The 26,854-nt window shown below is 71.7% G+C and carries 1 protein-coding gene; it reads left to right on the top strand.

Features of this window, described 5'->3' with window-relative positions:
- Positions 1–49 precede the first annotated feature (49 nt).
- A complete protein-coding gene (locus tag RM1_RS02250) occupies positions 50–26,854 on the top strand; it encodes a non-ribosomal peptide synthetase (protein ID WP_083576487.1) in 26,805 nt (8,934 codons plus the stop codon).

The raw sequence follows: 26,854 nt of genomic DNA, 5'->3' as shown, positions 1-26,854 counted from the left end.
GGCGATACGCCGACGGCGAAGCGATGCAGCCCTCTGTATGAGGTTGATGATGAAAGATCGATCATCGGATGATCTAGGTCAAGGCGTCGAGCGGCTGCGAACCGCCGCTCGCGGTACTTCGTCGGATGCGTTCCCGCTGTCGGCGGTCCAGCGGGGTGTGTGGTTCGGTCAGCAACTCAACCCGGCGGCGCCGATCTTCATTGCGCAGTACGTGGAGCTGCACGGCGCCGTCGACCTCGACCTGTTGCGATCGGCGGCCGTGACCACGGCGCGTGAGTTCGAGTCGCCGTTCCTGCGTCTGGTGGACACCGGCGGGGAGCCGAACCAGGTGGTCGACCAGTCGATCGACACCTCGATCGAGTTGATCGACTTCCGGCAGGAGCAGGACCCGCTCGGTGCGGCGCACGCGTGGATCGACCACGACTACGTCACCCCGATCCACTTGACGCGGGACCGACTGGTGGAGATGACCATCCTCCAGTTCGCCGACAGTGACTTCCTCTGGTACACGCGAATCCACCACGTCGCGCTCGACGGCTACAGCGGGATGACGATGCTGAACCGAATCGCCGCCCTCTACACCGCCGCGTCCAAAGGAGTCGAACCGGAACCGAGCCGGGCCCTCGATCTGCACACGCTCTACGAGCTGGATCAGAAGTACCGCTCGTCGAGCCGGTTCGAGGCCGACCGCGAGTACTGGGCAGAGCACGTGCGGGGGATCGAGGCGGGTTCCACGCTCGCGCGCCGGGACGGCCAGGCATCGGCCCGTAGCCGGCTGGAGAGCGCACAGCTGACCGAGGCCGCGGCCGACCGGCTGAAATCCTCGGACGCCCGGATCGGCGCCACCCCTGCGGCGCTCCTGATCGCGGGGTTCGCCTGCTACCTGTCGAGGATGACGGGCTGCCGCGACGTCCTGGTGACCATGCCGGTGTCCGCGCGCACCACCGCGTCGCTGCAGCATTCCGGTGGCATGCTCGTCAACGTCGCGCCGCTCCGGATCACGGTCGACCCCGACGACACCGTCGCCGACCTCGTCAGGCGGGTGCAGCTGGAACTGATGGGAGCCCTGCGGCACCAGCGGTGCAGCGTCGAGGACATCCGACGCGATGCCGGGTTGACCGGCGCGCGTGAGGGGCTGTCCGGCCCGATGGTCAACGTGATGCTCTTCCGTCAGGAGATCACCCTCGGGCCGATCGTCGGCGAATACCACATCGTGACCTCAGGACCCGTGCAGGACCTGCTGATCAACATCTACCAGGGCGGCTCGCCCGCCCGGACCCTCGTCGACTTCCGCGGCAACCCCAACAGATACGGCGAGGCGGAGCTGCGCACCCATCACCGGCGCTTCGTCGAACTCGTCGAGGCACTGCTCGCCGCAGAGCCGACCGCCATGCTGGCGGACATACATGCCGAGTCGGCCCGGATCGGGGCGCACATGCTGCGCGAGAACGACGAGCTGGCGTTCTGGACGCAGGAACTCGCCGGACAGCCGGATTCGGCCGCGTTGCCGCGCGCAGGCCCGGCACGACCCGTCGGGACCGGACGAGGCTCGGTCACGCGCGTGCTCGACCGCGACCTGCACACCGCGGCCGCGGCGCTTGCCCACGGCCTCGGCATCGAGCCGTTCACGATGCTGCACACCGCACTGGCCGCGGTCCTGAGCCGGCTCACCGACACCGACGACATCGTCGTAGCCGCTCCGGTACCGGAGCGGCCCGCCACAGCCCCCACCTGCAACACCGTGGCCCTGCGCACCCCGATCGACACCTCCGCCGCGTTCACCGACCTGGCGCGCGAGACGGGCAGACGTGAGCACCGCGCCTTCGCGCACCAGGAGATCCCGTTCGAGCGGGTCATCCAGACGCTCGGCGCGCCCCGTCCGCGGGTGACAATCGACGTCCACACCGCCGGGTCCGCCGCGATCGCCCCGGAGACCACCGAGCTCACGGTCGACCTCACCGAGCATTTCACCGCGCAGGGCACGCCCGCCGGTATCGACGCGCGACTGACCTACGACAACACCGCGCTCGACGAGCAGACCGTGACCGCCCTGATCGATCGATTCGAGCGGCTGCTCGCCGGGGTCGCAGCGGATCCCGACCGGCCGGTGGGGGACGTCCCCATCCTGACCGCTGCTGAGACCGCGGGCCTGACCCCGGTGGCGGGTCCGGCCGATGTCGCCCCGCGGACACTCGCCCGTATCCTCGCCGACGCGGTGGCCGCAGATCCGGACCACGAGGCGATCGTCGCCGACGGGCGCAGGCTTTCCTACCGCGAACTCGACGAACTCGCCGACAGGCTGTCGAGGCGCCTACTCGATCACGGCATCGGTCCGGATTCCGTTGTGGCCCTGGCGATCACGCGATCAATCGAAGCGGTGACCGCGGTCTGGGCGGTGGCTCGTATCGGGGCCGCATTCCTTCCCGTCGACCCGAACTACCCGGCAGACCGGATCGAGTACATGCTCTCCGACTCCGGCGCCGCGCTCGGTCTGACCGTCCGGGCGCACCGCAGCCAGGTGCCCGCGACCTCCACGTGGTTGGTCATCGACGATCCGATCGAGGCGTCCGGCCCCACGACCTCCCTCCCCGCGGCGACCCGTCCGGCTCACCTCGACGACGTCGCCTACCTGATCTACACCTCCGGCTCGACGGGCCTGCCCAAGGGAGTGGTGGTGACCCATCGCGGGCTGGCGAACCTCACTGCGGAGGAACGCGAACGGTTTGCGATCACCGCGGACTCCCGCACCCTGTCCTTCTCCTCGCCCAGCTTCGACGCGTCCGTGCTCGAGCTGCTGATGGCGGTTGGGTCCGGCGCGACGATGGTCGTGGCCCCGCCGGACGTGTACGGCGGCGTGGAACTGGCGGACGTCCTACGCCGTGAGCGGGTCACACACGCGTTCGTCACCCCCGCGGCGCTGGCGTCCGTCGACCCCGCCGGGCTCGATCATCTCGAGTGCGTGGTCACCGGCGGTGACGTGTGCCCGCCCGCGCTGGTCCGGCAGTGGGCTGGAGCGGGTCGCCGGATGTTCAACGCGTACGGGCCCACCGAGGCCACTGTGGTCGCCGGCATCAGCGCCGAGCTACGGCCGGGTACCCCCGTCACGGTCGGCGGACCGTCCCGCGGGTGCGGCGAGATGGTCCTGGACCGGCGACTGCAGCCGGTGCCGGTCGGTGCGGTCGGGGAGCTGTACGTGACGGGCGACGGGCTGGCCCGCGGCTACCGACACCGGCCTGGGCAGACGGCGGAACGCTTCGTGGCAGACCCGTACAGCGCCTACGGCGGACGGATGTACCGGACCGGCGACCTGGTGCGGTGGATCGCTCGTACGCCCGACGGGACGCCGCCGAACACGGGAACGCTCGAACTCGAGTACCTCGGCCGCAGCGACTTCCAGATCAAGATCCGCGGCTTCCGGATCGAGCTCGGCGAGATCGACAGCGTGCTCCTGGCGCATCCGGGTGTCGCGTTCGCGGCGACCACAGGGCACACCCGCCCCTCCGGCGACGTCGTGCTGGTCGGCTACGTGCTGCCCGAGGCAGGCACCGAGATCGACGAGGCCGAGCTCCTCGCTCACGCCGCCGCGTCGCTGCCCGCGCACATGGTGCCCGCGGCGATCGTCGTCCTCGACCGCGTGCCGCTGACCCCGGCGGGCAAGCTGGACCGCAAGGCACTGCCGGAACCGCATCAGGGCGGGATCACGGCCGACTACCGGGCGCCGCACACTGCGACGGAGGAGGCGGTCGCGGCGGTGTTCGCGGACCTGCTCGGTCAGGCGCGGGTCGGCGCCGACGACAACTTCTTCGACCTCGGCGGCGACTCCCTGGTCGCCACGCGGGTGATCGGACGGGTCAATGCGGCCCTGCCCGTGCAGCTGAGCGTGCGCGAGCTGTTCGCGGAACCGACCGTCGCGGAACTGGCGCGCCACGTCGACCGGATCGTCGAGGGCGCTGACCTCGGTCGGCGGGCGGAGGACCGGCCCGCGCTGGTTGCCGGGGACCGCCCGGACCGGCTGCCACTGTCCCCGGCGCAATTGCGAATGTGGCTGGTGAACCAGTTCGACACCGCGTCGCCTGCCTACAACATCCCGTTCGCCGTGACGTTGACGGGCGAGCTCGACCGTGCGGCGTTGCAGGCGGCGTTGGGTGACGTGATCGCGCGGCACGAGGCGCTGCGGACCGTGTTCCCCTCCGACGCGCATGGACCGCACCAGGTGATCGTGCCTGCACAGGACGCGGCAGTGGTCCTGACACCCGTCGTGGTGGACCAGGAGCAGGTGTGGGAGTCGGTCGCGGCCACGGCCGCCGACGGATTCGATGTCCGCGAACGGGTTCCGCTGAGAGTCGTGCTGTTCCGGACGGGGCCGCACCGACACGTCCTGGCCGTCGTGCTGCACCACATCTCGGCGGACGGGCAGTCCGCCGAGGTGCTGGCCCGTGACGTGGCGGTGGCGTATGCGGCGCGGGTTGCCGGGAGCGCGCCCGAGTGGGACCCGCTGCCGGTCCAATACGCCGACTACGGGCTGTGGCAGCGCGAACTGCTCGGCGCGGAGGACGATCCGGCTTCGCTGGCCGCCCGGCAGCTGGCGTACTGGGGTGACCGGCTGGCCGACCTTCCTGTGGCGATCTCGCTGCCGCACGACCGTCCCCGGTCGACGCGCCCGACCGCGTCCGGCGACCGGATCGAGTTCGACGTCGACGCCGGGATCCACCGTGACCTCCTCCGGATCGCGCGCGGGTACGACTGCACGCTGTTCATGGTCCTGCACGCCGCGCTCGCGGTACTGCTCGCCCGGCTCGGCGCGGGGCCCGACGTCGTCGTGGGGACGCCGGTCGCCGGTCGCGGCGAACCCGAACTGGACGAGCTGGTCGGCATGTTCGTCAACACGCTCGTCCTGCGCAGCACCATCCGGCCCGAGATCACCTTCGCCGATTTGCTCGCACAGGTGCGCGAGACCGACCTGGGAGCGATCGCCCACGCCGATCTGCCGTTCGAGCGGCTGGTCGACGAGTTCGCCACGGACCGATCACCCGCGCACGCACCGTTGGTGCAGGTGCTGCTCGAGTTCCAGCACGGCGAACCAACCACAGTGGCGATGCCGGGTCTGTCCGCCGAGGCGGTCGAGGTGGATCCGGGTGTCGCCAAGTTCGACCTCGAGCTGGGCGTGCGGGAACGATTCGACGACTCCGGTCGCGCCGCCGGACTGTCTGCGGCCCTTCGGTTCGCGACCGACCTGTTCGACCGCGCCACGGTCGCCGGGATCGGCGCACGGTTGGTGCGGATCCTGGCCGCTGCGGCCGCCGATCCGACCGCGGTGGTTGGCGATATCGACATCACCGACGAGCAGGAGAGATCCCTCGTCGCGCGCGAGCGGCCCGGTCGTGCGGTGCCGCCGACCACACTGCCGGAGCTGTTCGCGAGCGCGGCGGCACGCAGCCCCGGCGCGTGCGCGGTCGTCGCAGGCACCGCCCGCATCCGGTACTCGGAGCTGGCGGCGCGTGCGAACCGGTTGGCCCGCTTGCTGATCGGCCAGGGAGTGGGGCCTGCGTCACTGGTCGCGGTCGCGATGACACGTTCGGACGACCTACCGGTCGCCCTCCTCGCGGTCCTCACCGCAGGCGCCGCATACGTCCCCGTGGACGTGGACTATCCGGAGGATCGCATCGCCTACGTACTCGCCGACGCCGCACCGGCGTGTGTCCTGGTCGACGGCGGCGCGAACGGTTCGGACCTGCGTCGCACCGGCATTCCGGTTGTCGACCTCGACGATCCCGGGGTGACGACCGCGATCAGCGAGCTGTCACCGGCACCGGTGACCGATGCCGACCGGGCCGCGCCGTTGCACCCGGACTCGCTCGCCTACGTGATCTACACGTCCGGGTCGACCGGTCGGCCCAAGGGAGTGGCGGTCTCGCACCGCAGCGTGACCACGCTGTTCGCCAACACGGCAGAGTTGTTCCGATTCGGCGTCGACGACGTGTGGACGATGTTCCATTCGCATGCCTTCGATTTCGCCGTGTGGGAGTTGTGGGGTGCGCTGATCCACGGCGGCACCGTGGTGCTGGTCGACCAGACCACGGCCCGCTCGCCACACGAACTGCTGCAGTTGTTGCAGGACGAGGCGGTCACGGTCCTGTGCCAGACCCCGAGTGCCTTCCACCAGCTGGCCCACGCCGAGCGGACACGGGCCGACGCCGGGGACGCCGCAATGCTGCACCTGCGGTACGTGATCTTCGGTGGGGAGGCGCTGGATCCGGGGCTGCTCACCGAATGGTTCTCTCGCCGAGGGGACTCGGCACCGCAGTTGGTGAACATGTACGGAATCACCGAGACGTGCGTGCACGTGACCCACGGCCCGTTGTCCGGGGCGCCCGGGGCCCGTCGTCGAGCGTCGATCGGTAGCGCGTTGCCGGGGCTGCGGGTGCGCGTGCTCGACGAGCGGCTCCACGTCGTTCCGCCAGGTGTGGTCGGCGAGCTGTACGTGTCCGGCGCCCAGCTGGCGCGGGGCTATCCACGTCTCGCCGGGGAGACCGCGGCGCGATTCGTCGCCGACCCGTCCGGGGAGGGCACCCGGATGTACCGCACCGGCGATCTGGGTCGGTGGCGGGTGGACGGCACGCTCGAGTACGCCGGCCGCAGGGACCACCAGGTGCAGGTGCGCGGCTACCGGGTGGAGCTGGGGGAGGTGGAGGCCGCGATCGCGGCCGCGTCGGGGGTGGCGTCCGCGGTGGTGGTCGCGGACGAGGGACCCGTCGGGATCCGGCTGGTGGGGTACGCGGTGCCCTATGGCGGTGCGGTCCTCGATCCGGACGAGGTGAGAGCGTCCGTCGCGCAGTTCCTTCCTGGCTACATGGTGCCGTCGACGGTGCTGATCCTGGACCGCCTTCCGGTCACTGCGCACGGCAAACTCGACCGCGCGAGCCTGCCGGTCCCCGGTGCCGCCGAGCGCTCCTACGTCGCGCCGCGAAACCCGGTGGAGGAGATCGTGGCCGGCGTGATCACCGACCTGCTCGGTGTCGACCGGGTGGGTGTCACCGACGGATTCTTCGTCCTCGGGGGCAATTCGCTGGTGTCGGCGCAGCTGGTGGCCCGGATCAACGACGCGACCGGCGCCGCGCTCGGCATCCGGGACGTCTTCGACGGACCCACCGTCGCCGAGCTCGCCCGGCGGGTCGGCGGGGAGGGCAGCGGGGTGCACCGATCGCCGCTGATCCCACAGGCCCGGCCTGCGCGGATCCCACTGTCCCCTGCGCAGCAGCGGATGTGGTTCGTCAACCAGTACGACACGCAGTCCCCGGCCTACAACATCTCGTTCTCACTGCGGTTGTCGGGCGACCTCGACGTCCCGGCGCTGCGGGCCGCGCTCGGAGACGTCATCGCCCGACACGAATCCCTACGCACGGTCTACCCGCTCACCGACGACGGACCGTGCCAGGAGATCCTGCCCGCCGAGTTGGCCGAGCCCGGACTCGAGGTCATCCGGGTACGTGATGCGGACGATCTGCACGCGCGGATGTGGGCCGCGGCGGCGGGGGGCTTCGACGTCGCGGATCAGATTCCGCTGCGGGCGATCCTGTTCTTGGCCGACGAGACCGACCACGTGCTCACCGTGGTGCTGCACCACATCCTCGCGGACGGCTTCTCGCTGAACCCGCTGGCGCGGGACGTGGCCACCGCGTATGTCGCACGGCTGTATGACGGCACGCCGCAGTGGCCGCCGTTGACCGCGCAGTACGCGGACTACACACTGTGGCAGCGCGAATGGCTGGGCAGTGAGGACGACGCGTCGTCCCCGCTCGCCCGTCAGCTCGACTACTGGACCACCACGCTTGCGGGCCTGGACGAGGTACTGGATCTGCCGAGCAACAGGCCAAGGCCCGAGGTCCGCTCGCAGTCCGGTGGGCGCGTCACGTTCACGGTCGACGAAGACCTGCACCGGAGGCTGATCACCCTCGCCCACAGCCGCGATGCCAGCGTGTTCATGGTCGTGCACGCGGCACTGGCCACCCTGCTGTCCCGTCTCGCCTGCACCGACGACATCGCGATCGGCACCCCGATCGCGGGCCGCGGGGCCGCGGCTCTCGACGACATGGTCGGGATGTTCGTCGGCACCCTCGTGCTGCGGTGCGATCTCGGCGGGGCGTGCTCGTTCGATGAGCTGCTGAGCCGGGTCCGGGAGACCGACCTCGGCGCGTTCACGCACGCGGACATCCCGTTCGAACGGGTTGTGGAGGCGCTGGATCCGCCCCGCTCACACGCCCATACGCCGTTGTTCCAGGTGATGCTCGAGTTCCGGAGCATCGCGCGGCCGGATCTCGCGCTGCCGGACCTGCGGGTGGAGGCGATCGATTCCGGCGACGTGGCCGCCATCTTCGACCTGCAGCTCACCGTGGCCGAGGAGTTCGACGCCACGGGCGGCGCTGCCGGAATCGCCGCCGGTCTGGTGTACGCCACCGACATGTTCGACGAGGCCACGGCGCGAACCTTCGCCGACAGGTTCGTGCGGATCCTGGAGGCGGTGACCCGGTCCCCGGACATGCCGGTGGCGGACATCGACATCCTCGATGCTGCGGAGCGCGCCGCGCTCACGGCCGTGCGGGGTGAACCGGGCGCACCGCCGCGCACGCTGCCCGCCGTGCTCGCCGCAGGCGCGGCAATCGACCCGCCCGCGCCCGCGATCCGGTTCGACGGCCACGAGATCTCCTACCGCGACCTCGATCGCGCGTCGACCAGGCTCGCCCGCAGCCTGATCGACGTGGGTGTCGGACCCGGGTCGGTGGTGGCGCTCGGTATGCCGCGCAGCGTCGAGTACCTCATCGGTCTGTGGGCCGTCGCGAAGACCGGGGCCGCCTTCGTCCCGATCGACCCGGCGCACCCGGCGGACCGGATCGCCTTCATGCTCGACGATTCGGGTGCGGTCCTCGGGCTGACGGTCGCGCAGTCCCGGGACGTCCTGCCCGACGTGCCGCGCTGGTGGACGATCGACGCCGACCGCCTCACCGGCGACCGCACCGCCGTCTCGCCGATCCGTGACACCGACCGGACCGCCCCGATGCGGCTCGACCAGGCGGCCTACCTGATCTACACCTCCGGCTCGACGGGAATCCCGAAGGGCGTCACGATCACTCACCGCGGTCTCGCGTCGTTCGCCGACCACGTGCACAAGCGCTGCCGGACCACACCCGACTCCCGGGCACTGCACTTCACCTCGCCCAGCTTCGATGCCTCGATCCTCGACTTCATCCTCGCGTTCGGTGCGGGAGGGACTCTGGTGATCGCGCCGCCCACCGTGTACGGCGGTGCCGAGCTGAGGGAGCTGCTCGCGGCCGAACGCGTGACCCACTGCTTCATCACCCCGACGGCGCTCTCCGCGATGGACCCGGCCGGACTCGACGACCTGGTGTGTGTGGTGGCGGGCGGCGAGGCCGTCCCGCCGGACCTGGTCGCCCGCTGGGCGCCTGGACGGCGGATGCACAACGGCTACGGCCCGACGGAGGCGACCATTGCGGCGAGCATCAGCGATCCGATGACCCCGGGAGCCCCCCTCACGATCGGCGACCCGGCACCGGGATTCCGGGTGCGAGTGCTCGATCGCAGGCTGCAGCCGGTGCCGGTCGGGGTGCTCGGCGAGCTGTACCTCGCGGGTCCGGCGTTGGCCCGCGGCTACCACCGGCGCCCGGGGCTGACGTCCGGCCGGTTCGTCGCCGAACCCGGCGGGCCGCCCGGCCAGCGGATGTACCGCACGGGGGATCTCGTGCGATGGACCGCCGACGGTCGGCTGATCTACCTGGGTCGCGGCGATCGACAGGTCAAGGTGCGCGGAAATCGCATCGAGCTCGGTGAGGTCGAATCGTGCTTGATGGCAGCCGGATCCGTCGGTCGGGCGGTGGCCGACGTGCGCGCGGTCGGGCGCGCGGGAGACCTGCTGATCGCGTACGTGGTCGCTGCCGCGGGCGCGGTGGTGGACACGGCGAGTCTGCACGAGGCCCTCGCGGCACGGCTGCCCGGCTACATGGTTCCCGCACACATCGTGGTGATGCCCGAGATGCCGATGACCGTGCACGGCAAGCTCGACCGGGCGGCACTGCCGACGCCCGATCTCGGGGCGGAGGTGTCGGTGGGCCGGGCGCCGTCCGGCGCGGCCGAGGAGAACCTGGGCCTGCTGTTCGCGGAGGTTCTCGGCCTGCACACGGTCGGGACGGAGGACTCGTTCTTCGCCCTTGGCGGCGACAGCATCATGTCGATCCAGTTGGTGGCGCGGGCGAAGGCGGCGGGGTTGTCCCTCACGCCGCGTGACGTGTTCGATCACCCGACCGTCGCCGGGCTCGCCGCGGTGGCGGACTCGCGCGCCGCAACCCGGCAGGCGGCACTCGAGGAGTTGCCCGGCGGCGGGGTCGGGGAGGTGCCGCTCACCCCGATCCTCGAGTGGATGCTCCGCCGCAGTGCCGGCCGGGTCGACAGGTTCTCGCAGTCGGTGTTGCTGGTGCTGCCCGACGGAGTCGACCGGTCCACGCTCGAGGTGGCTGTGCAGACCGTCCTCGACACCCACGACGTGCTCCGGGCCCGGATCGGACGCGACGGTGATACCGACAGTGACACACCCCGTCGCTCCGCTCGCCCCGCTGGCTGGAGGATGACGGTTTCCGCCGTCGGCAGCGTCACGGCCCGGGACGTGCTGACGCGGATCGAGGTGGATTCGGTGGACGACGCGGCGTTCGACGTCCGCGCCGCCGCCGCGGCGGATGCCGCGGCGGACCGCCTGGATCCGGCCGCAGGCACGATGGTGCAGGTCGTCTGGTTCGACGGACCGTCCGGCACCGGACGGCTGCTGCTGGTCGTCCACCATGCCGTCGTCGACGGGGTGTCGTGGCGCGTGCTGGTGCCGGACCTGGCGTCGGCGTGGGCGCAGGCGTCGGAGGGGCTGGTGCCCGAGTTGGCGCCGGTGGGCACTTCGATGCGCCGGTGGGCGCTCGCGCTGGAAGATGTTGCCCCGCAGCGGGTCGCCGAGCTGCCGATGTGGGAGCGGATCCTGGCCGGCGACGACCCGGCGCTCGGGTCGCGACCGCTGGATCCCGCGCGCGATGTCGCGGCCACGAGCGAGGTGCTGACCAGCGAAGCGTCCCCCGAGGTCACCGAGGCGGTGCTCGCCGCGCTGCCTGCGTCGCTCCGTGCCGACGTGCTGGACGGGCTGCTGACCGCCCTCGCGATGGCGGTGGTCCGCTGGCGCGCCGAGCGGGGCGTCGCACGGTCCGACGTCCTGGTCGGCGTCGAGGGGCACGGACGGGAGGAGGCGGCGGTGCCCGGCGCCGACCTGACCCGCACTGTCGGCTGGTTCACCACGCTCTCGCCGGTGCGCCCGGATCTGTCCTCGATCGACATCGGCGAGGCGTTCGCCGGGGGAACGGCGGCGGGTGCTGCTGTCAAGCTCGTGAAGGAGGAGATGCGGGCGATCCCGGATCGGGGGATCGGCTACGGGCTGCTCCGTGGGCTTGGCGGGGAGCCGGGGGCGCGGGTCCGCGGGTGGCGCGAGCCACAGATCGTCTTCAACTACCTGGGCCGCATAGCAGGCACCGACGGGGCCGGCGACCATTCGCAGGCGTGGCTGCCCACCCCGCGCTACGGGCTCGGCGGCGCCAACGATCCGCAGATGCCCGTGACGGCAGTCGTCGACATCGCGGCCGGGTTCGTGCCGCGGCCGGGAGGAGCTGTCCTGCAGTCGTCCTGGACGTTCCCGACCGGAGTTCTCGATGCCGCCGACGTGCACCGGCTCGCGGATCTGTGGCACCGGGCGCTTGGCGCACTCGCCGCCTACGCCCACACTCCCGGCGCGGGCGGGCTCACCCCGTCTGACCTCGATCTCGTCCCGCTCGACCAGGCGGCGATCGACGCCCTCGAGGCCCGCCGACCCGGGTTGACCGACGTGTGGCCGCTGACCCCGCTGCAGTCGGGACTGCTGTTCCACGCCCGTCTCGCGGAGCGATCGGTGGACGCGTACACGGTCCAGCTCGTCGTCGAGCTGCAGGGCAGGCCGTCGTCGGAGCGGATGCGCCGGGCCGCGCGGACCCTGCTCGATCGCCACCCGAACCTGCGGGTGTCTTTCGTCGAGGACGACGCGGGCGAGGTGAACCAGGTTGTCGAGGGTCGTGTTTCGTTGCCGTGGAGTGAGATCGACCTGTCCGGCCTCGAAGCGTCGGCGGGTCGGGAACGCTGGCGGGAGCTGCTCGCCGAGGATCGGTCGACGCCGTTCGTGATGGACCGCGCACCGCTGCTGCGCTTCACGCTGGTCCGGACGGGAGCGGAGGAGCACCGGCTGCTGCTCACCCACCACCACATCCTGCTGGACGGCTGGTCGACGCCGCTGCTGCTCGAGGAGTTGCTCACCCTGTACACCGCCGACCGGGAGCCGACGTCGGCGCCTGCGGGCGACTACCGCGACTACCTGACGTGGCTGACCGCGCAGGACCACGCATCCGGTCTCGCGGAGTGGCGCCGGGCCCTCGCCGGCGCCGACGGGCCGACGCTGCTCGTATCAGGGGACGACAACGTCGTGACGCAGGCAGAACCAGGGGAGGCGACGCTGACCCTGCCCGCCGAGGAGACCGCGGCGCTGGCGGCGGCGGCCAGGGAGCACGGGGTCACGGTCAATACCACCGTGCAGGTGGCCTGGGCGCTGGTGCTCGGTGCACTGACCGGCCGCACCGATGTGGTGTTCGGTGCGACGGTGTCGGGGCGTCCCCCGCAGGTGCCCGGGATCGAGGCGATGATCGGACTGTTCATCAACACCGTGCCGGTACGGATCTCGCTCGATCCCCGCGAAAGCATCGGCGAGCTGCTCGGTCGTGTGCAGGCGGAGCAGGCGGAGATGCTCGACCACCACCACATCGGGCTCGCCGAGATTCAACGAGAGGCGGGTCCGGCGGCGACGTTCGACACCCTGACGGTCTTCGAGTCGTACCCAGTCGACAGCTCGGCGCTCGCGCGCGACACCGATGTCGCCGGCCTGCGGGTGGCGGGCGTCGAGGGTTTCGACGCCACCCACTACCCGCTGACCGTGCTGGCGAGCGTGGACGATCGCCTGCGGCTGCTCCTGAAGTACCGGCAGGACCGGCTCGACCCGACCGAGGTGGACTCGATCGCAGATCTGCTGCGGCGCGCGCTCGCGACCGTGACGCACGAGACGGCGCGCCCCGTGGCCCGGGTCGACCTGCTGTCCGAGCACGAGACCGCCGCGCCGATCCGGGGCGGCCCGGCGAGCCCGCCACGCCTGCTGCCGGAGATCCTCGTCGCCGGGGCCGCGCTCGCGCCCGACGGTGTCGCGGTGGACGCGGAAGACGCGCGGCTGTCGTACCGGGACCTCGACGCGGAGTCGAATCGGTTGGCGCGGTATCTGATCGGTGCGGGGGCACGGCCGGGCGCGGCGGTGGTGATCGCCCTGCCGCGGTCGGCGCGGTCGGTGACGGCAGTGTGGGCGGTGGCGAAGACCGGTGCGGCATTCGTACCGGTGGATCCGACCTACCCGCGCGCCCGCGTCCAGCACATGCTCACCGACTCGGACGCCGCAGTGGGACTGACGCTCGCCTCCGACCGCGGCAATCTGCCGGACTCCGTGCATTGGCTCGTACTCGACGATCCGGGATGCGCGGCGGACCTCGCCGCTCTTCCGGCGGAAGCCGTCGACGAGGCCGAGCGGCCGGGCGTCCTGCGCGTCGACGACGCGGCGTACCTGCTCTACACGTCGGGATCGACGGGACTGCCGAAGGGCGTGAGCGTCACCCACCGCGGGCTGTCGAGCCTGCTCACCGCGCAGCGGGACCGCTACGTGATTCCGGCGACGGCGCGCTGCCTGCACGTGTGCTCACCGAGTTTCGACGTCTCGGTGCTCGAGTTGTTGCAGGCCGCCAGTGCAGGCGCGGCGCTGGTGGTGGCGCCGCCCGGCGTATACGGCGGTGACGAGTTGGGCCGACTCCTGCGCCGGGAGCGGATAACCCACGTCTGCATCACACCTGCCGCACTGTCCACCGTCGATTCCGATCGTCTCGATGCCCTCGACGTGCTGGTCGTCGCGGGCGACGCCGTCGGTCCGGAACTGGTGGCCGACTGGGCGCCTGGCCGAACGATGCTCAACGGATACGGTCCGACCGAGTCGACCGTCTTGACGACGATCAGTGCACCCCTCGAGCCCGGGGCGAAGGTGGCGATCGGAAGCCCGGTGCACGGAACCGACGTGTTCGTCCTCGACGACTTCCTGCGCCCGGTCCCCGCCGGTGTGCCGGGCGAGCTGTACATCGCGGGAGCGGGGCTTGCCCGCGGATACCATCGCCGGGCCGCGTTGACCGCGGCGCGATTCGTGCCCGCCCCGCGCGGCGCGCCCGGCGACCGGATGTACCGGACCGGTGACGTCGTCCGGTGGTGGCCGGACGGAACGCTCGACTACCTGGGCCGCAGCGACTTCCAGGTCAAGGTGCGAGGACTGCGCACCGAGCTCGGGGAGATCGACGCGGTCTTCGCCGCACACCCGGCGGTCGGGTTCGCCGTCACGGTCGCGCGGCCACGGGAAGCAGGCGACCCGATGCTGGTGACGTATGTCGTGCCGAACTCCGCGGACGGCGTCGACGTCGCCGCCCTGACGGACCACGCGGGCCTGCTCCTGCCGGTGCACATGGTGCCGACGACGGTGATGGTGCTCGACGCGATACCGCTGACCCCGGTGGGAAAGCTGGACCGCGCCGCGCTGCCCGACCCGGACTTCGACTCGCTGACACCGCGATTCCGGGAACCTGGCAACTCCACCGAGGCCGGTCTGGTCGCCGTGTTCGCCGAGGTGACCGGCGTCGACCGGGTGGGAGTCGACGACGACTTCTTCACGCTGGGTGGCAACTCCCTCAGTGCCACGCGGGCCGTGGCCCGCATCAACCGCGCGCGCGGCAGCAGGATCGGGGTGCGTGACCTGTTCGATTGCCGGACCGCGGCGGCGCTCGCGCCCCGGTGCGTGCGCGCCACCGCACCGGCAGGGGACGAGCTGCGCACGGTCACCCGCCCCGACCGCGTCCCGCTGTCGCCGGCCCAGGAACGCATGTGGTTCGTCAACCAGTTCGACCCGGCGTCGGCCGCGTACAACGTGCCGATGGTGTTGCGGCTCTCGGGCAGCCTCGACGCACAGGCCCTGGGGCGCGCGCTGGTCGACGTGGTGGAGCGTCAGGAATCGCTGCGGACGGTCTTCCCGTCCTCGCCCGCCGGGCCGTCCCAGGTGACGGTGCCCGCGCCCGGTGTGGTCGGCGACCTGACGCCGGAACCGGTTGCCGCGGACCGGGTACCCGCCCGCGTCGCCGAGATCGTGCACGAGGGATTCGATGTGGCGCAGGAAGTTCCGGTACGGCTGCGGCTGCTGCGGACCGCGGCGGACGACCACCTCCTGGTGCTGGTGGTCCATCACATCGTGGCCGACGGATTCTCGATCGGACCCCTGTCCAGGGACGTCGCGACGGCGTATGCGGCGCGGGCCGGCGGCGGTGCACCGAACTGGGGGCCGCTGCCCGTCCAGTTCGCGGACTTCGCCGTGTGGCAGCACTCGATGCTGGGCTCCAGGGACGACCAGGACTCGCTCGTCGCCCGCGAACTCGCCTGGTGGGATGACCGTCTCGCGGGGGCACCGCCGGTGACCGGGTTGCCGCTCGACCGCCCGCGCGAGGTCAGGCGCTCGACGAACGGCGGGCGGGTGGCGCTCTCGGTCGATCCCGGCGTCCACCGCGGGCTCGTCGCACTCGCCCGCAAGCACGATTCGACGGTGTTCATGGTGGTGCACGCCGCGCTTGCGGTGCTGCTGTCCCGCGTGGGAGCCGGCCGTGACGTCGTGGTCGGGACCCCGGTCGCCGGGCGCGGCGAGGCCGAGCTGGACGATGTGGTCGGCATGTTCGTCAACACCCTGGTGCTGCGCACCGCGGTCGAACCGGCGGACTCCTTCGCCGCGGTGCTCGCCGGGACGCGGGATGCGGACCTGGACGCCTTCGCACACGCCGACGTGCCGTTCGAGCAGCTCGTAGAGCGGTCGGCTTCGGCGCGATCCACCTCGCACGCACCGCTGTTCCAAGTGATGCTCGAGTTCCGCAACGTCGAGCAACCCCACGTCCGGCTGCCGGGACTGACGGCCGAGGTTCTCGACGTCGAGATGGGCGAGGCGAAGTTCGACCTCCAGTTCGGGATCGGCGAGCGGTTCGATGATGCCGGGGCCGCGGCGGGACTGACGGGCGAGCTGCTGTTCGCATCCGACGTGTTCGACGAATCCACCGCGACGGCGCTCGCGGACATGTTCGGCCGCGTGCTCGCGACCGTCGCGGCCGATCCGGCCGTCCCGGTCGGGGACATCGACGTCGCCGGGCCCCTCGCGCGCGAGGAGGCCGCAGAGCGCTCCTCCGGCCCGATGTCGGCGGCAGCGGCGGATGGGACGCTGCCGGCGGTGCCGGCGGTGCCGGCGTTTGAGACACTGGCGGACCTGTTCGCCGCGGCCGTCGCCGCCGATCCGGACACGGTCGCCGTGGTCGCGGCGGACACGCAGACGACCTACCGCGAGCTCGACGCGCGCTCGAACCAGCTGGCGCGCTGGCTGATCAACCGCGGCATCGGCCCGGAGTCGCTGGTCGCCGTGATGATGGGGCGTTCCGCGGACCTGGTCGCCGCGCTCGTCGGGGTCTCGCGGTCGGGTGCGGCCTACCTACCGGTCGACCCGTCGTATCCGGCGGCGCGCATCGAGTTCCTGCTCGGCGACGCGGCACCGGCCTGCGTGCTGGTCGACGCGAGCGTGCCGGTGGACCCGGTAGCCGGTGCACCCGTGGTGCGTCTCGACGACCCGGACATGCGCGCACAGCTCGACTCCCTGAGCGCCACGCCGGTCACCGACGCCGATCGCACGGGCCCGCTACACCCGGATTCCGTTGCGTACGTGATCTACACGTCGGGTTCGACCGGGCGACCCAAGGGTGTCGCGGTGACCCATGAGAACGCGGTGACCCTGCTGACCGGAGCCCGCGCGGTGCTCGGCTTCGGTGCGACCGATGTGTGGACGATGTTCCACTCGTTCGCGTTCGACTTCGCGGTGTGGGAGCTCTGGGGCGCCTTGGGGTTCGGCGGCCGGTTGGTCGTCGTCGGGCACGACACCGCCCGTTCCCCGGACGAGCTGCGGCGCCTGCTGGTGGCCGAGTCGGTGACGATGCTGAGCCAGACTCCCTCTGCCTTCTATCAGTTCGCGCAGGCCGACGCCGCGGCCGACGACGGCGCCCTCGCGCTCCGCTGGGTGGTGTTCGGCGGCGAGGCGCTTGACATTGCCCGCCTGGCGGATTGGGTCGAACGGCACGGCGTCACCGCGCCCGCTCTGGTGAACATGTTCGGTATCACCGAGACCTGCGTGCACGTGACCTGGCGGATGATCGACGTCGCGGCGGTCACCGGGCCGCGTTCCACCGGATCGGCGATCGGTCGCGGGCTACCGGGTGTGCGGGTGTGGGTGCTCGACGAGCGGCTGCGCCCCGCGCCGCTCGGGGTGGCGGGCGAGCTGTATGTGTCGGGCGCGCAGGTCGCGCGGGGATACCGGGAACGGCCCGGGCTGACCGCGGGACGCTTCGTCGCCGACCCCCTCGGTCCCCAGGGGCGGATGTACCGGACCGGCGATCGGGCCCGCTGGACCTCGGACGGCGAGCTCGAGTTCCTGGGGCGCAGCGACTCCCAGGTCCAGATCCGCGGATTCCGGGTGGAGCCGGGGGAGGTCGAGTCGGCGCTCACCGCGGTTCCTGGCGTCGCATCCGCGGTGGTGCTCGCGCGACCAGGGCCTGCCGACGGCGCCACGCGCCTGGTGGCCTACGTGGTCCCCGAATCCGGTGCCGCGCTCGATCCGGCCTCGGTCACCGAGGCCGTCGCCCGTCGGCTGCCCGGATACCTGGTGCCGGCCGTGACGACGGTCCTCCCGGAGTTCCCGATCACCGCGCACGGCAAGCTCGATCGCGCCGCACTCCCCGAACCGCGACCAGAGACCGCGGGCGGTCGAGCACCCCGCACCGGGACCGAACGCCTGCTGGGGCGGCTGTTCGCGGAGCTACTCGGTGTCGAGACGGTCGGTGTCGACGACTCGTTCTTCGGGCTCGGCGGCGACTCGATCATGTCCATCCAGCTGGTGTCGCGGGCGAAGGCCGCGGGGGTGACGTTCACGCCGCGCGACGTGTTCGAGCGGCGCACCATCGCCGGTCTCGCCGAGGTCGCCGACCTCACCGGCACCGACGACGTCGTCGTGCTGCCGGAACTGCCGGGCGGAGGCGTCGGCGACGTCCCACTCACCCCGATCATGCGCTGGCTTGTCGAGCGTTCGAAAGCACTCGGTGGTGGCGACTTCCGCCGCTACTCGCAGTCGGTCCTGCTCGCCGTGCCCGCCGAAATCGACCGCGACACCCTCACCCGTGCGGTAGACGCGGTCCTGGACCGGCACGACATGCTGCGGTCCCGGCTCCGCCCGGACGCCCGCTCCGAGTCCGGGTGGCGGCTCGAGGTGCGACCGCCGGGGGCGGTGGCCGCCGACACGATCGTGCGGCAGGTCCCGATCGACAGCGTCGCCGGAGCGGGCCCCGCGACCCAGGATGCACTGGAGGCGGCCGCCGACCTGCTGGATCCGGAGTCCGGCAGCATGATCCAGTTCGTGCACCTCGTCGGGGGAGACACGGCGCGGTTGCTCGTCGTCGCCCACCACCTCGTCATCGACGGGGTCTCGTGGCGGATCCTGATTCCCGACCTCGCGTTCGCCGCCGCGCAGGCCGCAAACGGCGCGCAGCCGGATCTACCGGCGATCGGCACCTCGCTGCGGACATGGGCGGACGGGCTCGTCCGGGCGGCGCGGGACCGGGCCGACGAGCTGGACCTGTGGCGGTCGACGGTCTCCCGGGCATCGGTTGGACGCGCTGTGGGAGAACTGGACCCGACGGTCGACGTCGCAGGCACCCTCGAGCGCGTCGAGGTGGAGTTGCCTGCCGACGTGACTCTTGGCCTGACGACCACGGCACCGCGGGTGTTCCACGGCGTCGTCGAGGACGGACTCCTCGCCGCGCTGGCCCTCGCGCTCGCGGCCTGGCGGCGCGACCGCGGCCGCGACACCGACGACGTCGTGGTGGCGCTCGAGGGGCACGGCCGTGAGCCCCAGGTGGTGCCGGGCGCCGACCTGTCCCGCACGGTGGGCTGGTTCACCTCGATCTACCCGGTGCGGCTGGATCTGTCCGGCATCGACATCGACCAGGCCCGCGACGGGGGAGCCGCAGCGGGTGCGGCGGTGAAGTCGGTCAAGGAGCAGCTGCGCGCCGTACCCGACCACGGGATCGGGTACGGCCTGCTCCGGTACCTCGGCGACGAGATCGACTCCGGGCTGCGCGGGTTGCCCGAGCCGGAGATCAGCTTCAACTACCTCGGCCGGCTGGGCGGCGGCGCCGAACCGCGCGGGGACGAGAGCTGGCTCCCCGTCACGGAACCCGGACTGCACGATGCGGTGGCGGCGGACCTGCCGGTGGCGTTCGCGATCGACGTCAACGCGGTGACGGTGCCCGGTCCTGACGGGCCACGGATCAGGGCGACCTGGTCCTTCCCGCGGCGCGTGCTCGATGCCGCGGACGTCGAACGCCTGGCGCAGGGGTGGATCGTTGCCGCACGGGCGGTGGTCGAGCGGGCGAGCGCGCCGGGTGCGGGCGGGCGGACCCCGTCGGATCTCGGTCTGGTGCACCTGGACCAGACGGCCGTCGAGCGGTTCGAGGCCCGATTCCCGTCGCTGTCCGACGTGTGGCCACTGACACCGATGCAGCGCGGCATGTTCTTCCATGCCGAACTCGCAGGCGCCTCGGTGGACGCATATCTGGTGCAGCTGATCCTCACGCTGGGCGGCGAGGTGGACTCGCTGCGCATGCACCGTGCGGTCCAGGGTTTGCTTGACCGGCACGCGAATCTGCGCACGGCGTTCGTGCGCGCGCCGGACGGGGAGGCCGTACGGATCGTCACCGACGAGGTGGTCGCGCCGTGGACGGAGACCGACCTGCGCGGGTTCGCCGAACCGGCGGCATCGGAGCAGCTCGGTGAGATCCTGGCCGAGGACCGCACCCACCCGTTCGACATGGCATCGCCGCCACTGCTGCGGATCGGCCTGGTGCGCATGCCCGATGGCACGAACCGGCTGATCCTGACCAACCACCACATCCTGCTCGACGGGTGGTCGACGCCGCTGCTGCTCGAGGAGCTCGTCGTCCTCTATGCGACCGACGGCGACACCTCCACGTTGCCGCGCGTGCGACCCCACCGCGACTATCTCGAATGGCTCGCGGCGCAGGACAGGCCTGCTGCGCTGCGTGCTTGGGCCGATGCCTTCGACGGGACGGACGAGCCCACCCTGCTGGTCCGCGACGGGTCAACCGCGACAGCACAGTCCGCGCCGTCGCGGGACATGCGATACGAGTTGGACGGCTCGGCGACCGAGCGCCTGCGTGCCCTGGCGCACGAGCGCGGACTGACGCTCAACACCGTCTTCTCGGTCGGATGGGCGATCGTCCTCGGCCTTCTCACCGGGCGCGACGACGTGGTGTTCGGCGCCACCGTGTCCGGCCGACCCCCGCACGTGCCCGGCATCGAATCGATGATCGGACTGTTCATCAACACCGTGCCGGTCCGGGTCCGGCTCGATGCCGCGGGAACCCTTGGTGCGTTATTGGATCGGGTGCAGGCGGAGCAGGCGGCGCTGCTCGATCACCACCACGTCGGGCTCACCGATGTCCAGCGCGCCGGGGGACCGGCCGCGGGCTTCGACACGCTCACCGTGTTCGAGTCCTATCCCGTGCGCAGCGCCCTGTCCGCGGACGCCGACATCGCGGGGATGCGACTGCGGGGCGTCGAGGTCCGCGACGCCGCCCACTACCCGCTGAGCGTGGTCGCGTCCGCGACCGACCGTCTGCGCCTGACGATGAAGTTCCACCCGGACCTCCTCGACCGGACGGCGGTCGACGCCGCCGCCCGCAGGCTGCTACACGTCCTGCGCGCGATCGTTGATGATCCGGAACGGCGCCTGGCCGGACTCGACCTGCTGACCGCCGACGAACGCCGGATGCTGGCGCCGGTGCGGGGCGGCCCGCGCAGCGCCGCCCGGACGCTCCCGGAGATCCTGGCGGAGGCGGCCGCCCACGATCCGGAGGCGGTCGCACTGGTCGCAGGCGGACGCGAGGTCACCTACGCGGACCTCGACGCCCGGTCCAATCGCCTGGCGCGCGCACTGATCGACCGGGGAGCGGGGCCGGAAACCTCCGTGGCGCTGGGCATACCGCGCTCCGTCGAGTCGGTGCTCGCGATGTGGGCCGTGGCCAAGACCGGGGCCGCGTTCGTCCCGGTGGATCCGGACTATCCCGAGGAGCGGGTCGAGCACATGCTCGCCGACTCCGGTGCCTGCGTCGGGCTGACCGTCGCGGCGCACCGGCACCGGCTGCCCGACGCGGTGCCCTGGCTGACGCTCGACGACCCCGGATTCGCCGCGGACTGTGCCTCCCGACCGGCGGCGCCGGTGACCGACGCCGAGCGCACGATGCCCCTGCGGATCGACCATCCGGCGTACCTGATCTATACATCCGGTTCGACCGGTCTGCCCAAGGCGGTCACCCTGACCCATCGGGGCCTGGGGAACTACGCCGACGAGCAACGGGATCGGTGCGCGGTGACCGCGGACGCCCGGACGTTGCACTTCTCGTCACCCAGTTTCGACGTCTCGCTGCTCGAGTACCTGCTGTGCTTCGCCGCAGGCGCGACCATGGTGATCGTGCCCCGCACCGTCTACGGCGGCGCGGATCTGGCCGCGGTGCTGAAGGAGCAGCGCGTCACCCACGCCTTCATCACGCCTGCCGCCCTCGCCTCGATCGACCCGACCGGGCTCGACGACTTGCAGTGCGTGATGGTCGGCGGCGAGGCGTGGCCGCCGGAACTGATCGCGGACTGGATGCCGAAGCGGCGCATGGTCAACGGGTACGGGCCGACGGAGACCACGATCGTGGTGAACATCGAGGACTGCGTGCCGGGAGTCACGCCGATTCCCCTCGGCGGGCCGATCCGCGGCGTCGCCGAGATGGTGCTCGACGCGCGACTGCAGCCGGTGCCCGTTGGTGTCGAGGGGGAGATCTACATCGCTGGTCCCGGCCTGGCCCGCGGCTACCACCGACGGGCAGGCACGACCGCCGGACGATTCGTTGCCGACCCGTTCGGCGCGCCCGGCGAGCGGATGTACCGCACCGGCGACGTCGGGGTGTGGACCGCGGACGGGAAGCTCGAGTACCGCGGGCGCAGCGACTTCCAGGTGAAGGTCCGGGGCTTCCGCATCGAACTCGGCGAGATCGACGCCGTACTCGCCGCGCATCCCGACGTCCGGTTCGCGGCCACCCTCGGCCGCCCCGGGCCGGGCGGCGACACCGTGCTGGTGTCCTATGTGGCCGCGGTCGACGGCCGCGGCATCGCCGTCGACGACCTCCGGTCCCGCTTGTCCGCGCGGGTCCCCGATTTCATGGTGCCTGCATCGATCGTCGTGCTCGACGAGATCCCGCTCGGCCCAACCGGGAAGCTCGACCGCCGCGCGCTGCCCGACCCCGGGTTCGGCCACACCCCGACGGCATTCCTGGCGCCGACCAACCCGGTGGAGGAGGCGGTCACCGAGGTGTTCGCGACCGTGCTCGGGGTGGACCGCGTGGGGACCGGCGACGACTTCTTCGCACTCGGCGGCAACTCGCTGTCCGCAACGCGGGTTGTCGCCCGGCTCCGGGAAACCCTCGGCCTCGACCTGGGGGTCCGCGCGCTCTTCGCGGCGCCGACCGCGGCCGCACTCGCCGAGCGCATCGAACACGCGGAGACGGGGCCGTCCGGTCGTCCCGCGCTCGAGGCGACCGAACGGCCGGACGAGATCCCGCTGTCCGCGGCGCAGCAGCGGATGTGGTTCATCAACCAGTTCGACCCGGCGTCGCCCGCGTACAACGTCCCGCTGGTGGTGCGCCTTTCGGGTGCCCTCGACGCCCCGGCCCTCGACACCGCACTGGCCGACGTGGTCGACCGGCACGAGTCGCTGCGGACCGTCTTCCCGACCGGACCAGACGGCCCGGTACAGCGGATCCGCCCGGCGGCCGAGGCGGCGCCCGTCCTGCGGCCGGTACCGGTGGTCAACGAAGTCGAGCTGGCCCGGCGGATCCATGCCGAGGTGTCGGCCGGGTTCGATGTCACCGCGCGCGTACCGATCCGAGGTGTGCTGTTCGAGCTCGGTGCCGAGGAGCATGTCCTGGTCCTGGTGGCGCACCACATCTCGGTCGACGGGCTCTCGATGGGTCCGCTGTCCCGTGACCTGGTCCGCGCGTACGCGGCGCGGGCGGCGGGCCGCGCGCCCGAGTGGTCGCCGCTCGCGGTCCAGTACGTCGACTACACCCTGTGGCAGCACCGGCTGCTCGGTGACGCCGACGACCCGGGGTCGGTGGCCGCGCGGCAGCTCGACCACTGGACGTCGATCCTGACGGGGGCACCGGATCTGCTGGGCCTGCCGACGGATCGACCGCGTCCGCCCCAGCAGTCGTTCCGCGGCGCGCGAACGGGTTTCGCGATCGAACCGCAGCTGCACCGCAGGCTCGAGGAGTTCGCCCGGCGGCACGGGACGAGCGTGTTCATGACCGTGCACGCCGCGCTCGCGGTGCTGCTGAGCCACCTGGGCGACACCGACGACATCGTGATCGGCACGCCGGTCGCGGGCCGGGGAGAACCGGCACTCGACGACCTGGTCGGCATGTTCGTCGGCACGCTGGCGCTGCGCACCCGGATCGATCCCGCCCAGTCGTTTGCGGATCTGCTGGCCGCCGTGCGGGAGGTGGACCTCGGCGCCTTCGCACATGCCGACCTCCCGTTCGAGCGGGTGGTCGAGGCGCTCGACCCGCCGCGCTCGACGGCGTATTCGCCGATCTTCCAGGTGGCGTTGGAGTTCCAGAACGACACGCGGGCCCGCCTCGACCTGCCGGGCCTGACGGTCGAGGGCCTCGCCACGCCCTCCGGTGTGGTCAAGGAGGATCTCGAGTTCGTGCTCGCCGAGCAGTTCGACGACTCCGGCGCCCCGGCCGGCATCGCCGGGAGCATCGAGTACGCGACGGACCTGTTCGACGCCGCGACGGTGCGCGGTGTCGCCGAACGGTTCCTCCTGGTCCTCGAAACCGCGCTCGCCGATCCGCACGGCGCGGTCGGCGACATCGCGATCCTGCGCGACGACGAACTAATGGACCTCGCCCCGGTCAACGGCGGCCCCGACGCCCAGGAGCTGTTGTTCCCCGGGCTGCTGGCCAGGGCCGGGCACGACCCCGATGCGATCGCGGTCGCCTGCGACGGCGTCGAGGTCTCGTACGGGGCGCTGGATCAGCGGTCGAACCGGCTGGCGCGGATGCTGATCGGCCGCGGTGCCGGTCCGGAGCGCTACGTCGCCCTCGCCCTGTCGCGGTCGCTCGGGTCGGTGCTCGCGGTGTGGGCGGTCGCGAAGACCGGGGCGGCGTTCCTGCCGGTCGACCCGGGCAACCCGACCGGGCGGATCGAACACATGCTGGGCGATTCCGGCGCGGTGCTGGGGGTGACCGTCAACGCAACGCGGAATCGTCTGCCCGACGACATCGACTGGGTGGTGCTCGACGATCCCGACACGACGGGGGTGGTCGAGGTGATGTCGGACGCCGCGATCGTCGATGCCGAGCGGATCGGCCCCGTACGCGTCGACCACCCCGCGTACCTGATCTACACCTCCGGGTCGACCGGCGTTCCGAAGGGCGTCGTGCTCACCCACCGGGGCCTGGCGAACCTCGCCGCCGAGGAGCGCACCCGCCTCGACGTCACCCCGGATGCCCGCACCCTGCACTTCGCGTCCCCGAGCTTCGACGCATCGGTGTTCGAGATGGTGATGGCGCTGAGCGCGGGCGCGACCATGATGATCGTCCCGCCGCACGTACGCGGGGGCGCGGAGCTGGCCGCGGCCCTCGAAACCGGGCGCGTCACACACGGATTCGTCACCCCGACCGCGCTGGAGTCGGTGGATTCCGGCGGGCTCGACGCGCTCCGGGTCCTCGTCGTCGCCGGTGAACCATGCACCAAGGAGCTGGTGGCGCGGTGGGCGCCGGGCCGCACGATGCTCAACGCATACGGCCCCACCGAGACCACGATCATGTCGAACATCAGCGACCCGATGGCCGCGGGTGCCCCGATCACGTTCGGTGGACCGATCCGCGGCGTGTCCGAGCTGGTGCTCGACGCGCGCCTGCACCCGGTGGCACCCGGTGTGGTGGGGGAGCTGTACGTCGCGGGGTCGGCCCTCGCCCGCGGCTACCACCGTCGGCCCGCGCTGACCGCCGAGCGCTTCGTCGCCGACCCGTTCGGCAGGCCCGGTGAGAGGATCTACCGCACCGGCGACCTGGTCCGTCGACGGACCGACGGTACGCTCGAGTACGTCGGCCGCAGCGACTTCCAGGTCAAGGTCCGCGGTTTCCGCATCGAACCCGCCGAGATCGACGCCGTGCTCACCGCGCAGCCGGGCGTCGGTTTCGCGGTGACGATCGCGCGCACCGGGCCGGCGGGCGACACGCTGCTGTGCTCGTATGTGCGCGCGAGCGGGGACGAGCACCTCGCGCCCGACGAGCTCCGGCGCGCTGCGGCGCAGCGACTTCCGAGCCACATGGTGCCGGCCTCGGTCATGGTGCTCGACCGGATCCCGTCCACCCCGACGGGCAAACTCGACCGGGACGCGCTGCCGGTGCCGACCTTCGCGTCGGCCGCGTTCCGAGAGCCTGCCGGCCCGGTGGAGTCGGTGGTCGCGGGCGCGTTCGCATCGGTGCTGGGGGTGGAACGGATCGGCGCCGACGACAGCTTCTTCGACCGCGGCGGCAACTCGCTGTCGGCGACCCGGGTGGTCACCGAACTCCGCGAGCGGCTCGGACGGGACGTCTCGCTGCAGATGCTCTTCCTGGATCCGACACCGGCCGGGATGGCAGGCCGGATCGGTGCCCCGGTCGCCGCCGGTGCCGAGGACGCGCTCCGGGTCGTGATCCCGCTGCGCGGCAGCGGAACCGGCAGGCCGCTGTTCTGTGTCCACCCCGGAATCGGGTTGTCGTGGGGATACACCGGCCTGGTCCAATACCTGCCTGCCGATCGGCCCGTGTTCGGCCTGCAACTACCCGCGATCACCGATGGTCCGGGGTACGGATCGATCGAGGAGCTCGCGCGGCGGTACGTCGACGAGATGCGCGCGATCGCCCCCGCGGGGCCGTACGACCTGCTCGGTTGGTCCCTCGGCGGCGTCCTCGCGCACGCGATGGCCGTCGAACTGCAGAGTCGGGGGGAGACCGTCTCGACCCTGGCGGTCATGGACAGTTACCCGGACGACGGCTCAGACCCCCTGCTCGGACGGCTCGAGATCGCGGAGCTGCTGCGTGGTCTCGGGCTGGACATCGGTGCACCCGAGGAGCATCGGGATCTGACCTACGATTCCGCGGCGCGCATGCTGGGCGAGTTCCTCGGCAGTACGGGGATCACCGCTGCGCACCTCGAGCGGATCAACGACGGGTACGCGAACTCGCGGCTGCTGGTGCACCGCTTCGTGCCACGTGTGTTCGACGGCGACCTGCTGGTGTTCCCGGCGCAGCGCGGGCAGGACGGGGGAGCCGACCGGTCGGCGCAGGAGTGGCGGCCTCTCGTCACGGGTCACATCGAGGAGGTCCCCGTCGACTGCGGGCACAACGAGATGATCGAACCGTCGTCGCTGGCGGTGATCGGCCCCGCGCTCGCCGCCCACCTCGGACGTCGAACCTGA

Source organism: Rhodococcus maanshanensis NBRC 100610 (assembly GCF_001894865.1).
Classification (GTDB): domain Bacteria; phylum Actinomycetota; class Actinomycetes; order Mycobacteriales; family Mycobacteriaceae; genus Rhodococcus_G; species Rhodococcus_G maanshanensis.
This window is presented reverse-complemented; position numbering and strand designations above follow the sequence as displayed.

What these genes read in the sequence shown, in the direction of transcription:
- RM1_RS02250 (WP_083576487.1), top strand. Translation starts at nt 50, where the DNA reads ATGAAAGATCGATCATCGGATGATCTAGGTCAAGGCGTCGAGCGGCTG.